The organism is Rhizobium sp. BK008, from assembly GCF_014197345.1.
Taxonomy (GTDB): domain Bacteria; phylum Pseudomonadota; class Alphaproteobacteria; order Rhizobiales; family Rhizobiaceae; genus Rhizobium; species Rhizobium anhuiense.
This window is the reverse complement of sequence record NZ_JACIFK010000008.1, coordinates 175492-188438: the sequence shown is the minus strand read 5'-3', so window position 1 is coordinate 188438 and position 12947 is coordinate 175492. Positions and strand designations below refer to the sequence as shown.

General features: G+C 60.9%; 16 protein-coding genes and 1 tRNA gene. 8 read left to right on the top strand and 9 right to left on the bottom strand.

The window, feature by feature from the left end; translation table 11 throughout:
* Positions 1–193: 193 nt before the first annotated feature.
* A complete protein-coding gene (locus tag FHT69_RS26950; protein ID WP_088930351.1) occupies positions 194–364 on the top strand; it encodes a hypothetical protein in 171 nt (56 codons plus the stop codon).
* A 98-nt stretch (positions 365–462) separates the two neighbouring features.
* Here FHT69_RS26950 and FHT69_RS26945 read toward each other — a convergent pair whose 3' ends face one another.
* The gene (locus FHT69_RS26945; RefSeq protein WP_025570439.1) at positions 463–1554 is read right to left on the bottom strand and encodes a DUF475 domain-containing protein; all 1092 of its coding nucleotides are present in this window, start codon (positions 1552–1554) and stop codon (positions 463–465) included.
* A gap of 354 nt (positions 1555–1908) precedes the next feature.
* On the opposite strand from FHT69_RS26945, the gene FHT69_RS26940 reads away from it, so the two are divergent.
* Together FHT69_RS26940 and FHT69_RS26935 are read left to right on the top strand one after the other, a co-directional pair.
* Entirely contained in the window at positions 1909–2139 is a 231-nt protein-coding gene (locus FHT69_RS26940; protein WP_025570441.1) for a hypothetical protein, read from the top strand.
* Positions 2140–2197: 58 nt separating this feature from the next.
* Positions 2198–2377 carry a hypothetical protein gene (locus FHT69_RS26935; RefSeq protein ID WP_183845188.1) on the top strand — a complete coding sequence of 60 codons (180 nt, stop codon included), beginning with the start codon at positions 2198–2200 and terminating at the stop codon, positions 2375–2377.
* A gap of 53 nt (positions 2378–2430) precedes the next feature.
* On the opposite strand, the gene FHT69_RS26930 is transcribed toward FHT69_RS26935, so the two are convergent.
* Positions 2431–2943, bottom strand: coding sequence for an MgtC/SapB family protein (locus FHT69_RS26930; RefSeq protein WP_029868307.1), 513 nt, complete (start codon positions 2941–2943; stop codon positions 2431–2433).
* 231 nt (positions 2944–3174) lie between these two features.
* Here FHT69_RS26930 and FHT69_RS26925 point away from each other — a divergent pair, with 231 nt between their 5' ends.
* Entirely contained in the window at positions 3175–3900 is a 726-nt protein-coding gene (locus FHT69_RS26925) for a hypothetical protein (protein WP_029868308.1), read from the top strand.
* 129 nt (positions 3901–4029) lie between these two features.
* Here FHT69_RS26925 and FHT69_RS26920 read toward each other — a convergent pair whose 3' ends face one another.
* The 4 genes from FHT69_RS26920 to cpdR1 all read right to left on the bottom strand — a co-directional run bounded on the left by FHT69_RS26920 (position 4030) and on the right by cpdR1 (position 5538).
* Positions 4030–4521, bottom strand: a complete 492-nt coding sequence (locus tag FHT69_RS26920; RefSeq protein WP_245294586.1) for a hypothetical protein — start codon at positions 4519–4521, stop codon at positions 4030–4032.
* A 122-nt stretch (positions 4522–4643) separates the two neighbouring features.
* Positions 4644–4838: a hypothetical protein gene (locus FHT69_RS34710; protein ID WP_028755908.1), complete on the bottom strand. Its 195-nt coding sequence runs from the start codon at positions 4836–4838 to the stop codon at positions 4644–4646.
* A 178-nt stretch (positions 4839–5016) separates the two neighbouring features.
* Positions 5017–5091 (bottom strand) — tRNA-Val (locus FHT69_RS26915).
* Between the two features lie 84 nt (positions 5092–5175).
* Positions 5176–5538, bottom strand: coding sequence for a response regulator CpdR1 (gene cpdR1, locus FHT69_RS26910; RefSeq protein ID WP_003542883.1), 363 nt, complete (start codon positions 5536–5538; stop codon positions 5176–5178).
* A gap of 187 nt (positions 5539–5725) precedes the next feature.
* Here cpdR1 and FHT69_RS26905 point away from each other — a divergent pair, with 187 nt between their 5' ends.
* The gene (locus FHT69_RS26905) at positions 5726–6607 is read left to right on the top strand and encodes an N-formylglutamate amidohydrolase (protein WP_025570459.1); all 882 of its coding nucleotides are present in this window, start codon (positions 5726–5728) and stop codon (positions 6605–6607) included.
* 277 nt (positions 6608–6884) lie between these two features.
* Entirely contained in the window at positions 6885–7658 is a 774-nt protein-coding gene (gene hisN / locus FHT69_RS26900; RefSeq protein ID WP_028755893.1) for a histidinol-phosphatase, read from the top strand.
* Positions 7659–7723: 65 nt separating this feature from the next.
* Here the strand turns inward: hisN and FHT69_RS26895 are convergent, their stop codons facing one another.
* Positions 7724–8698, bottom strand: a complete 975-nt coding sequence (locus tag FHT69_RS26895) for an alpha/beta fold hydrolase (RefSeq protein ID WP_183906193.1) — start codon at positions 8696–8698, stop codon at positions 7724–7726.
* 420 nt (positions 8699–9118) lie between these two features.
* On the opposite strand from FHT69_RS26895, the gene FHT69_RS26890 reads away from it, so the two are divergent.
* Complete coding sequence (locus tag FHT69_RS26890; protein WP_028755891.1) at positions 9119–9589, top strand: Hsp20 family protein; 471 nt, start codon at positions 9119–9121, stop codon at positions 9587–9589.
* A gap of 129 nt (positions 9590–9718) precedes the next feature.
* Here FHT69_RS26890 and FHT69_RS26885 read toward each other — a convergent pair whose 3' ends face one another.
* On the bottom strand, positions 9719–10723 hold the full coding sequence (locus FHT69_RS26885; RefSeq protein ID WP_028755890.1) for a bile acid:sodium symporter family protein: 1005 nt from the start codon (positions 10721–10723) through the stop codon (positions 9719–9721).
* 91 nt (positions 10724–10814) lie between these two features.
* Between FHT69_RS26885 and FHT69_RS26880 the strand changes: the two genes are divergently transcribed.
* A complete protein-coding gene (locus FHT69_RS26880; protein ID WP_028755889.1) occupies positions 10815–11669 on the top strand; it encodes a LysR substrate-binding domain-containing protein in 855 nt (284 codons plus the stop codon).
* Between the two features lie 20 nt (positions 11670–11689).
* On the opposite strand, the gene FHT69_RS26875 is transcribed toward FHT69_RS26880, so the two are convergent.
* Positions 11690–12742, bottom strand: a complete 1053-nt coding sequence (locus tag FHT69_RS26875; protein ID WP_028755888.1) for a threonine aldolase family protein — start codon at positions 12740–12742, stop codon at positions 11690–11692.
* Positions 12743–12947 lie beyond the last annotated feature (205 nt).

Sequence of the window (12947 nt, the reverse complement as noted above, 5' to 3'; positions counted from 1 at the left end):
CGTCCTTTGTGGTCCGAAGAGACGCGGCGCTCTAAGAAGAAAAAGACGACCTTACCCCTCCCTCGAGGCCGGCCATGGAGACATGCGCCGGCCTCTCGTTTTTGCATGGCTGAGGTGATTTTCTGAGCATTGTGGAGGTATGGGCGCGATGCCATCTATAGGTAGTCAATCATAGAGCAAGAGGAAAAGGACAATGTCCGCCATCCGCAATTCAGTCCGTACAGGTTTCTTTGGCCGCGCCTTTGCCGTGCTGGGCGCCGCAAACGCCGTCAGCGCCGCCGTTGAAGCCGGCCGCCGCCCGCGTGCCAGCGACCTCAAGGAACTCGGCATCGACCCGGCCTCCTTCGGTCCGGCTTCCCGCTAAGGCCTTCAAGCCATGCATGAATGAATTAGCCCGCAACCGGATGGTCGCGGGCTTTGTTTTTAACCGCAAGGCTGTTGCGCACTGCGCTTCCTGCATCGTCAGGCGTGAAGCTCCTCCCGCTCGGCGCCGTGCTCCTCCACTCGTTCGCGCCTGTTGTGGCGGATGGACGACCAGAGCGACAGCCCGATCAGGGCCGCGCCGCCGAGCCCGGTGATAACCTCGGGGATGTGCATCAGGGTCTGCGCATACATGATCACCGACAGGATCAGGATGGCGTAGAAGGCGCCATGCTCGAGATAGCGGTATTCGGCAAGCGTTCCCTTCTCCACCAGCATGATCGTCATCGAGCGCACATACATGGCGCCGATGCCGAGGCCGATCGCGATGACGAATAGGTTCTGAGTCAGGGCAAAGGCGCCGATGACGCCGTCGAAGGAAAAGCTCGCATCCAGCACCTCCAGATAGATGAAAGCGCCAAGACCACCCTTGGCGGCAGCGCTCATCGTCTGCTGCGAAGCATCGAGCAACTCGCCAACGACCTCGACCGCGAGGAAGGTGAGCAGGCCGTAAATGGCGCAATGAACGAAGACGCTAGCCTCCTCGCCGCCGATCAACCAGGAGAAAACCAGCATCAGCGCCAGCACGAAAGCGATCTCGATACCTCGGATGGTAGCCGAGCGTGCCATCACCTTTTCCAGGCCGCGAAACCAATGGATCTTCTTTTCATGGTCGAAGAAATAGCTGAGGCCGACCATCATCAGGAAGGTACCACCGAAGGCTGCGATCGGCAGATGCGCGTCGTTCATGATGCGGGCATATTCCTCGGGTTCGCGGGCAGCCAGCACCAGCGCGTCCCAAGGGCCGATCCGCGCCGCGATCGCGACGATCGCCAGCGGAAAGACGATGCGCATGCCGAAGACGGCGATGATGATGCCCCAGGTGAGGAAGCGCTTCTGCCAGACGGGCGTCATCTCCTTCAGCTTGTTGGCATTGACGATGGCATTGTCGAAGGAGAGCGAGATCTCCAGCACGGCAAGCACCGTGCAGATGAAGAAGACAGTTGCCATGCCGCCGATCGTGCCGGTCGTCTGCCAGCCGAGCACGGCGCCGAGAACGAGGCCGAGGGCAGTGACGATGAAAGCCCAGCGGAAATAGCCGAGCGAGGATTGAGGGACTACGGGCTGATTCATGGCCGCACCTCGTGGCCGCAAATCGTGTTGAAGAGGGTGGATATATTGGAAAGACGCGGCACGCCACAACGGGCATGCGGGTCAGGCATGGTGAGTTTGTTCATCGATGAAAAATCCGCCGGCTAAGCTGCAGGCGGTACCGACATCACGAGAGCGCCGTAAAAACTCTCGCCAGAGGGGCCCGGCACCAAAGTTCCCCGTCAGCCGATGTCTGGAAGGCTGCGGGATAGGCTCTAGTTAATGAACTTCCCCGGCCAGTCAAGGCTCCGGGCACACCGGAGATCAGGCAATTTTTTTTGGAACCATCCCGATGCCCGCCCGTTAGGCTCTGGTTGAGCTTAAAAAAGGAGGCCGATGATGCACACTTCGACCCATATTCCCGACAAACGCACGGAGGCATCCGACCGCATGAAGCGGGCGAAGCCGAACCGCATGCAGAAGGCGCAGGTGCTGCCGCCGCATCATGTCGACCTGACGCTGACGCCCGGTGTCTATCACGACATTCATGTGCCGGCCCATGTTACCGGTGCGGATCTTTCCAAGGGTGGCCCGGACATCAAGAGCAATGCAGAGACCAAGAAATAACCAGCATTCCCGCCTCTTTGGCGCGCTGACGGTCGATTTGAAACAGGGTGAGAAACATATGACGATCAACTTTGTGCCCCGCGAGATCTTCATCCGGCACGAAAAAGAATGGCAGGCCATACGCGAGGCGGCGGACGAGCGCATTCGGATCGGCAAACGGCAGAAGCCGCTTGCCTCGTCCATCGGCGACGCGACGCCGGTTGAGAAAAACGATCTTTCGGCCGCATGCTCCGAATAACCGACAGACAGTCACGCTGACACAAACGCCCGGCATGATGCCGGGCGTTTTTTCTATCGATGTTCATCCCGGTCGACCCGCTGTCCGGAATTATAGCCGAAGTGTTGTTCGAGTTTGCCGAAGGCGAAGAGCACGCAGATGGCGGCAATCGTCGTGAAGAAGGCGATCGGCCAATAGCCGAAGCCCATGGCGAGGCCGATCGCGCCGGAGAGCCACATGCCGGCGCCGGTCGTCAGCCCGTGCACCCGGCCTCTTGCAAAGACGATCATGCCGGCGGCAAGGAAGGCGACGCCGGCGGTCACCGCTTCGATGACGCGCAGCGGATCGATGCGCACCTGCTCATCATCGGCGAAACCCGGCATGTGCACGGCCTCGATCGAGATGATGGCGAAGAGGGCAGCGGCAAGACTGATCAGGATATGGGTTCGGAAGCCTGCCGGGCGGTCGCGGGCCTCGCGTTCGAAACCGATCAGTCCGCCGAAGAGGATGGCGCCGATCAGGCGGGCGAAGATGACAGGATAGTGGATGCGTGACGCCGGTATCATGTCGGCGATGATGAGATCCATGGAGTTTCCCCAGAACATACGGAATTTTTCGCTGGCTAACGTATGAGCGCGGGATTTGTTCAGCTTTTTCCCCTCACGCGTTTCGGCCGCCACGCTGGCCTCCCCGATAGGCGCCGACGCTTGTATGCCATTCGAGGGAAAGATCGGCGGATCAAGCATCATCCTGCCGCCGCGCCAACCTTTCAGAAAGGATTGGGCGGCGATAATTGCGGCCTCACAGGAATCGGACAGATGGCCAAGACAGCGACACGCGGCCGCCGCAAGGCGCCGGCGAGAGGAAAGAGCAGAGCACGCAGCAGCGGTGGCGGATTGCTGCCCTGGGCGGTGATCGGCATTGCCGCGATCGGCGGCATCGTCGCCCACGACAATTGGAAGAGCATCCAGCCGATGCTTGCAAGGCAGGCAACGCCGGTCACGCGGGAAACGGCGGAGCTGAAACCTTCAGTCAGGAAGGACGTGCCGGCGAAGCAGGTGGCGCTGGCCACACCGACGCCGAAAGCTGCACCGCCGGTGCAACAGTCGCAACCGTTACCGCCAGCCGCGATCCCGACGCCGGCGATCCAGCCGATAAAGGCGGTGCCGTCGCCCGCCTCCCCGGCCGTGTCGGAAACCGGGACGGTGGCCTTCGGCTATTGCGGGCAGGGCGCCCATATCAATTGCGTCGGCGATGGCGGTGTCTTCTGGTACAAGGGCGAGAAGATCGTGATAGCCGACATGGCAAGCCCTGTCGTCGACCAGGCGCGTTGCGACGGCGAACGCCGGGTGGCCTTTGCCGCCAAGTCGCGGCTGCTGGCGCTTCTGAACGCCGGACCGTTCACGATGAATGCCGCGGGCAAAGCCGAGCCTTCAGGCGCGCCGCGCGTCGTCTCGCGCGACGGGCGCTCTTTCGGCGCACAGCTGATCAATGAGGGGCTGGCACGCAAGCCGGGGGCTGCCGGCGCCGCCTGGTGCGCCTAGACCGGTTCAGCTTTTAACGGAAGCGCCGAACCGCTCGATCCTTTTGTTTTTCGCATTCCCGGCAAAAGCGCTTCGCGCTTTGCCTTGGAAAACCGCTTCGCACTTTTCCTGGAACTGCTCTGACGGGGACTATTTGCCCTTCTTCACCAGCTTGCCGCCGGTGCGGAAGCTGCCGGTAAAGGAGGAATCCTTGCTTTCGGCGGTGCATTCGATTGCGATCGGCTTGCCGGAATAGGGATTGCCGAAGGTGCAGAAGCCAGCGACCTTGACCTCCCCGGTCATCTTGTTGCCGACACCCGTGGTGACGAGGCTGAGCGGCAGGCGGGCATTGCCGTTGGATGCGGGTTTGATGCCGGCGCCGTCGCCCTGGAAGCCGAGCGCCTTGCCGTCAGAGGTGAAGATGAAGGTCACCAGGCCATTGGCCAGCGTGACGCTGGCAAGCTCGTTCTTGCAGCCTTTGGTGGCGTCGAATTTGGCGACAACAAGCTTGGCGCATTTGCCGGAAAGGGTAATGACGCCGGGTGCGCCCGGAAACGTCTCGGGAGCAACTGGTGCTGCAGAGACCGGCAAGGTGAAGGCGGCGGAAAAAATGGCGGCGGCTGCCGGTGCGAAAAATCTCATTCTCTGTCTCAACCCCATCTGTCTGCGACGGCGAATCGGCCATGCGTTGGATAATCAGGCATTGGCACCGTTCTGTGACTTATTTTGGTCTTGTCCGGCGCTGTTCGGCGTCGAACGGGGCGTTAGGGATTTTTGAAATCATCCCAGAGGATCGCCACCGCAGCCGCGAATATCGTGGTCGGAATCAGCCAAAACTTGATGCTGATCGGTTCGACGACATGAAACTGCATATAACCGAAACCGAAGAGGCCAGTCCCAACCAGGGCGAGGCCGAGGATTATCGATATCGCTTTCCGTGTCCGCGTTCTTTGCGCCATACATCCCCCCAATTTCCCACGTGTGCGGGTGACCGCACAGCCGACTGAAATCCGCCCGGACATAATCCGAGTTAAAAAGCCCTTGCGCCCGTAAAGTGTCGGATTGGGAGCGCATGCCAGCCGCAAGAACGAAAAATCCCCGAAGCGGGGATTTATCAACGATGTCAGGGGGATCGGATGGTGGGCGTGACAGGGATTGAACCTGTGACCCCTACGATGTCAACGTAGTGCTCTCCCGCTGAGCTACACGCCCATCCGATGGCGGCGCATAGATCACAAAACCTTTGGAGCCGTCAATAGGCTTTTTTCAGTTTTGTGACGCGCCGCCCGGCAAGCCTTACGCGGCAAGCATTTTGTTGACCTCGTCGACGAGGTCGCGCAGGTGGAAGGGCTTGGAAAGGACCTTGGCATCCTTCGGCGCCTTCGAATCGGGGTTCAGCGCCACGGCGGCAAAACCGGTGATGAACATCACCTTCAGGTCGGGGTCGAGCTCGGTAGCGCGGCGCGCCAGCTCGATACCGTCCATTTCGGGCATGACGATATCGGTCAGCAGCAGGGAAAACGGCTCCTCGCGCAGCCGGTCATAGGCGCTGGCGCCGTTGTCATAGGAAAGGACCTTGTAGCCGGCCTTTTCGAGCGCTTTCACCAGGAAGCGGCGCATGTCATTGTCGTCTTCTGCGAGAAGTATCTTCTGAGTCATTAATCCAGACCGCTGATCAATAAGTTTTGGTGGGCTGCCAGCCGTTTACACTAGTCTTGAGCCGGTAAACAACCGGTGAATTGCCTGTGCGTGATTGCCATCCCTTCTACATAGTATGGACTTGAGGCCGGGCAACTGGCAACATGGGCGCAGCAGCCAGTTCATGACATGGTAAAGAGGGCCGAAAGTGCCGGAAATACGCGAATACGAGCTTTTTGAGGTTCATGAGCCCGTGTCGCAGACCATTCCCTTCGTCTACAACTCCCCTCATAGCGGCCGCATTTATCCACCGGAATTTATTGCCCAGTCGCGGCTCGAGGGCATCGCCATCCGCCGTTCCGAGGATCACTATGTCGACGAGCTCTTCGGCTCTGCCGTCGCACTCGGCGCGCCGCTGCTCGCAGCCAACTTCCCCCGCGCCTATCTCGACGTCAATCGCGAGCCCTACGAGCTCGATCCGCGGATGTTCGACGGGCTGTTGCCGCCCTATGCCAATGTCAATTCGCTGCGCGTCGCCGGCGGGCTCGGCACCATTCCGCGCATCGTCGCCGAAAATATGGAAATCTATGCACGTCGTCTTCCTGTGCAGGAGGGGCTCGACCGGGTCGAAGCGGTCTATAAACCCTATCATGCGGCGCTGCGCCGGCTGATCGCGCGGACGCATGTGCAGTTCGGCTTCGGCGTGCTGATCGACTGCCACTCGATGCCCGGCAATGTGCGCGTCGCCGGCAACGTTGGGCGGCCTGATTTCATCATCGGCGATCGTTACGGCACCAGTGCTTCGGCCGAGCTTTCGCGGGCGGCCATCGCCATTCTCGAGGAAATGGGCTTTGCAGCAATCCGCAACAAACCCTATGCCGGCGGCTTCATCACCGAACATTACGGCCGGCCGTCGCGGGGCCTGCATGCACTGCAGATCGAGGTGAACCGGGCGATCTATGTCGATGAAGTGACGCTGGAGAAACGCGAGGATTTCGCCGCAGTTGCCGATGCCGTCACCGCCTTCATGCGGCAGATGGCGGATTACGTCGAGAAATTCGCCGGCGATCGGGCGCTGGCCGCCGAATAAATCTCTTTTTCGATTTCGCTGCTGCCAGGCCTAGTCCTCCCTGGCCAAAAAAAACCGCGCTTGTGAGCGCGGCTAAGTCTAGGGAGGAAACACCCAAGGAGGGTATTTACAGTCAGAAGACTGTACGGAAGAAGCTACTATTGCATTGCACAAATGTCAAGCAATATATTGCGCTGCGACATCTTTGGGCAGTTAGATTGAAATTGCCTGCTACGTTTGCATTCCCGTTGCTTTTCGCTATGAAAAGCGCCACTCCCGCCAGCCAAACGGATAAATCATGCTTCCTGACCGTTCGTTCTTCAACCGCCTGGCGGAAGCCGCCCGAGCCGAGACGCTGCCGCGATTCCGCTCCGGTCTCGATGTCACCAACAAGCTCTCCTCCGGTTTCGATCCGGTGACGGAGGGCGACCAGGCGGCCGAACTCGCCATCCGGGCGCTGATCGAGGAGAGTTTTCCCGGTCACGGCATTCTCGGCGAGGAACACGGCAATGTCGGGCTCGACCGCGAATATGTCTGGGTGATCGATCCGATCGACGGTACGCGCGCCTTCATATCAGGCGTGCCGGTGTGGGGAACGCTGATCGGTCTGCAGAGAGAGGGCCGGGCGATCATGGGCATGATCGAACAGCCCTTTACCGGTGAGCGTTATTTCGCCGACCAGAACGGCTCGATCTATACAGGACCGGAGGGCGAACGGCGGCTGGTGACGCGCCAGTGCGACGCGCTGTCGAACGCCATCCTGTTCACAACCTCGCCGCATCTCTTTGCCGGCGAGGAGATGGAAAAATACCGCGAGATCGAGAGCCAAGTACGGCTCTTCCGCTACGGCTGCGACTGCTATGCCTATGCGCTGCTTGCCGCCGGCCATATCGATCTCGTCGTCGAAAACAGCCTGAAGCCCTATGACGTCGGCGGCATCATTCCCGTCATCGAAGGGGCGGGCGGCATCATCACCACCTGGGACGGCGGACGGCCGGAAAATGGCGGCTCGATCATCGCCGCCGGCAGCCGGGCGGTCTACGAGCAGGCGATCGCCATCCTGCAGCGCTAATCCGGATCAGCCCTGCTGATCCTTGATCAGCCTTGCTAATCGCCCGGTCAGCAACAGCGGTCGGGTCACGTGCCGAGGGCGGCGACGTCCTGGTTTTCTTCGGCGTCGCTGCCGGGAATGAAGGCGTGGAAGGCGGCAAGAGCGGCGGCGCGGTAGGTATCCCGTTCCTGGAAGATCTCGTGACGGGCGCCGTTGATTGGCACCAACTGGCCGGCGCGGAAATAACGCGAGAGCCGCTCCTGCGCCGTGTAGGGCACGACACCGTCCCGCGTCGGGGCGATGACGATGGTCGGGATGGTGATCGAGAAGAGATGGTCGGGCGAGGTGACCCGGTCCATCGTGCGAAAAGCCTCGATCAGCCAGCGGGCTGTCGGCGGCCCGAGCGTCAGTTCCGGATGGTCCTTCATCATCGCGACGTTGCGCTCGAAGCGGAGTTCGTCGGAGGTCAGCGGATTGTCGCGGAAATCCGGCTCCTTCAGTTTCGAGGTCAGCGGCAGAAAGCCCAGGCCGATGGCGTTCAGCGTGCCGGCCACAGCGCGGATGACACCGGGCGAAGCCGCTTGGCCGGTCAGGCCGATGAAGGGCGCCGACAGCACCATCCGGTCGATACGGGTGGTGAGATAGGGCGCGGCCGAGAGCGCGATCAGCCCGCCTGTGGAATGGGCGAGCAGGTAGAAGGGCAGGCGGGTATCCGGCAGCACCACCTTTTCAAGGAAGATGTCGAGATCACGCTCGTAATCGGCAAAGCGGCGGATGTGGCCGTGGTTGCGGTGCTTCAGCAGCCTTGACGAACCGCCCTGGCCGCGCATGTCGAAAGTCGCCACCCAGAGGCCTTTGGCCGTCAGGTCGCGGATCGTCTCGAAATATTTCTCGATATATTCGTTGCGGCCATGAAGGATGACGACCGTGCCCCTGGCCATCTGGGCGCTCGAGCGGAAGACGGCGTAACGCAGCCGGTGGCCGTCATGGGTTTCGAAGAACCCCTCGGTGCGGTTTTCCGGGGCGGGATTGTCGGGCGTCGAATAGAGAACCTGATCCATGACCTTGCCAATGCGCCGCTGCTGACTGCTTCGCCTATCAGGGATAGCGCATGGTATCCGCCTTGGAAAGCGGTGCGCCCGCAAGGCGCGGGAAAAGGGCCGGCAGGAGCATGAGGGTGCTCGTGGCCGGCCGAAGTTGAGACTGAAGAAGAAGGGACGATGCACTTCAGCCATCGGGACCAGATTCACCCGACGCTGAAATTCCTAAGCGAATGCGCCTGAACGCGTGCCGAACCGGTCGTTCATGCGGGGTTCACTGGCCGATCAAGGCGATTCCCAAAAGGTCTTGAACTCGTCAAATCCCATCACCATCTCCTTCCTGCGGGCGCCGGAAAGGGCCCGCGCAACCGTCCCGAGGCCGCCAAAGATGGGGTTTCAGGGGCATTTCATCGCAACACGTCGCTTCCACAGGAGGACATCATGCGTCACGTAGACTTCTCTCCCCTTTATCGTTCGACCGTCGGTTTCGACCGGCTCTTCACCATGCTCGACAGCCTTGCCCAGCCGGAGCAGGCGCAGACCTATCCGCCCTATAATATCGAGCGCACCGGTGAAAACACCTATCGCATCACCATGGCGGTCGCCGGTTTCGACGAGACCGAACTTTCGATCGAAGCCCATGCCCATGTTCTGTCCGTGAAGGGCGAAAAGAACGAGGAACCTGCCGAAGGTGGCGAATTCCTCTATCGCGGCATTGCCAAGCGCGCCTTCGAGCGCCGCTTCCAGCTTGCCGACCATGTCGAGGTGACTGCCGCTTCGCTGAAGAACGGCCTGCTGCACATCGACCTTCTGCGCAATATTCCCGAGGCCATGAAGCCCCGCAAGATCGCGATTGCCGCAGAACCGGTTGAGGCTCCGAGGGCCATCGAAGCGCAGATCATCAACGGCTGATCGATCCCTTACGGGTAAAACGGACGGCGCTCCCATCGGGGCGCCGTTTTTTATTTGTCGCCCAAAGCGCGCCGCGATCCTTCAGATTCGCTCCTCGCGCTTTAGCTCCTTATTTTTGCGCGACCTGCTCTATGCCGGGCTGGCTGCCTCGTCCATTTCCTTTTCCGTTGCGCGGCGGGCCGCGGCGGCGGCGTATTTCTGGGCGATGACGGCGCAGACCATCAGCTGGATCTGGTGGAAGAGCATCAGCGGCAGCACGATCGCGCCGATCGACTGGCCGGCGAAGATGACATTTGCCATCGGCACGCCGCTGGCAAGGCTCTTCTTCGAGCCGCAGAAGGTGATGGTAATCTGGTCGGGCTTGTTGAAACCGAGCCAGCGGCTGCCGAACATCGTCAAAACAAGAACAAGTGCCAACAGCACGATGTCGGCTGCGATGACGACGGCGATATCGGCGATCGAGAAAGTGTGCCACAGGCCTTCGACCACCGCCGTGCTGAAGGCGAGATAGACGACCATCAGGATGGAGCCGCGGTCGACAGGCATCAGGATCTTCTTCTTGGCGCGGATCCAGTCGCCGATCCAGGGCTGCAGGATCTGGCCGACGATGAAGGGGGCAAGCAGCTGCAGCAGGATCTGCTCCAAGGCGTCGAAAGAGAAGCCGCCATGGCCGCCGACGGAAAACAGCAAGCCGACGAGCAGCGGTGTCAGGAACATGCCGAAGATGTTGGACGCCGAGGCCGAGCAGATGGCGGCAGGCACATTGCCGCCGGCCATCGAGGTGAAGGCGATCGACGACTGCACCGTCGATGGCAGCACGCAGAGGAAGAGAATGCCGAGATAAAGCGGCTGCGGCAGGATCGTGTCCGGGATCAGTCCGAGCGCCATCCCGAGCAGCGGGAAGATGCCGAAGGTCGTCAGCAGGATGACGAGATGCAGCCGCCAGTGCAGCAGGCCTGCTATGACGACGTCGCGCGAGAGGCGGGCGCCATGCAGGAAGAACAGCAGGGCGATGGCAAGATCGGTGGCGATGCCGAAATAATCCGCGAATGTGCCGCTCGCCGGAAACAAGGAGGCGAGGATGACGGTGCAGACGAGCAGGATGGTGAATGTATCGGGCAGAAAGCGGCGCATGGCGGTCTCGCGGCGTGATAAAAACAGTCGTTGTTCTGTCGTCCATTATGATCCAGGATGCAAGAAATAACAGTTATCGAGAATCTGGATCATGCTGGACCTTTCGCAATTGCGCAGTTTCGTCGCCGTCGAACAGATGGGCAGTTTCACCCTTGCTGCGGAGAGGCTTGGCCTGGGGCAATCGACGGTCAGCCAGCATATCCAGCGGCTGGAGACGGCCCTGGGGCGCAAGCTGCTGGCGCGCGACACGCATAAGGTGATGCTGACCGGCGATGGCGAGGCGTTGCTCTCGCATGCGCGCGCCATGCTTTCGATCGAGGGGCAGGTGCAGTCATTGTTTAAGAGCCACAGCCTGCGCGGCAGCCTGCGGCTCGGCGTGTCGGAGGACTTTGTCACCAGCCAGTTGCCGGCGGTGCTGGAAGATTTCGTTCGTTCGCATCCCTCCGTCGATCTGGAACTGACGGTGGCGCTATCAGGCGTTCTCTACGAGATGCAGGATAATGGTGAGATCGATTTGGTGCTCGCCAAGCGCCGGCTCGGCGATGCACGCGGAAAACTCGTCTATCGCGAGCCGCTCGTCTGGCTGGCGCGCGATCCCGAGCGCGTGCTCGCCTCCGGCCCTCTGCCTCTGATCGCCTTTCCGCCGCCGAGCGTCACACGGGTGATCGCCCTGGAAGCGCTCGGGCGAAACGGCGTGCCGTGGCGGATCGTCTGCACCTGCGGCAGCCTGAGTGGGTTGACGGCGGCGGCGCGGGCCGGGATGGGCGTGCTGGTGCAGCCGCGCAGCATGGCACCATCAGGCCTGAAGGAGATTGCTGCGGGAAAACTTCCGGCGCTAGAGGACGTCGAATTCGTGCTGGTGCCGCGCAAGGGAGCGGATCAGGCGCTGGTCTCAGCACTTTCCGACGATATTCTGCAAAAGGTGAGGGGACTGAAATCGGCGTGAAGCATTGCCAATCGGGGCAATCAGGCAACCAGGCACTTCAGGAAACCATCCACATCCGCTTCCGTCGTCGCGAAGCTGGTGACGAGACGGATCAGGATTTCGCTTTCGGAAACGAGCTCGGGCGTTGCCGCCGGAACCGGCCATTCGTAGAATTTCGCGCCCTTTTCCTCCGCGGTTTTCGCAGCGCTTTTGCTGATAACGGCAAAGACTTCGTTGGAGGCGGTCGGCCAGGCGAGGCGGGCGGCGTTGCTGTCTCTGATGCCGGCGCGCAGCCCGTCGGCCATGCCGTTCGAATGGCGGGCGAGATCGAGCCAGAGACCGTTTTCGAAATAGGCATCGAACTGGGCGGCGATGAAGCGCGACTTGGAAAAGAGCTGGGCGGCGCGCTTGCGGATGAAGGGCATTTCCCGGGCCTGATCCGGATTGAAGAAGACGATCGCTTCCGCACACCAGCAACCATTCTTGGTGCCGCCGAAGGAGAGCATGTCGACGCCGCGCTTCCAGGTCATTTCGGCCGGGGTGGCGCCGAGCGCGATCAGCGCATTGGCGAAGCGGGCGCCATCCATATGGAGCGGCAGATTGCGTTTTTTTGATATGGCGGCGATCTCGCCGATCTCCGGCAGCGAATAGACGGTGCCGATCTCGGTTGCCTGGGTGATCGTCACCGCGCTGGCGCGGCCATGACGGAGGGCGTCTTCGGGATAATGCGCGATCTTTGCCGAGAGCCCGGCCGGATCGATCTTGCCGGCTTCGCCGTCGACGGCAACGAGGCGGGCGGAGCCGGAGAAGAATTCCGGCGCGCCGCATTCATCCTCGATCACATGGGCTTCCGAATGGCAGAAGGTGATGCCGCCGGGGCGCTGGACGCTTGCCAGCGACAGCGAGTTGGCGGCCGTGCCGGTGGCGACGAAAAAGACCGAAACCTCGCGTTCGAAAATCTCGGAAAAGCGGGCTTCGACCTTCCTGTCGAGGTCGCCGGCGCCATAGGCGGCGGCAAAACCGGCCGATTCCGTCAGCAGACGTTCGGCAATGGATTGATGGGCGCCGGCCCAGTTATCGGAAGCAAAGAACATGGGGGAAACCGTTGGGGAAGGATAAGGTTGGCAAGTCCGCAGCGGACATTACGCCAAAGCTTCACAGGATCAAGGTTGTCGCCCGTGACACATCACAGAAATTGAACTACGCAATCAATAAACAAAATAGTGTGGCTTTGCGTAATTTTATTTCGCCATGCCGACTGATCCGGCAATCTTCAGTCGCAAATTGATGTTTTTTGAC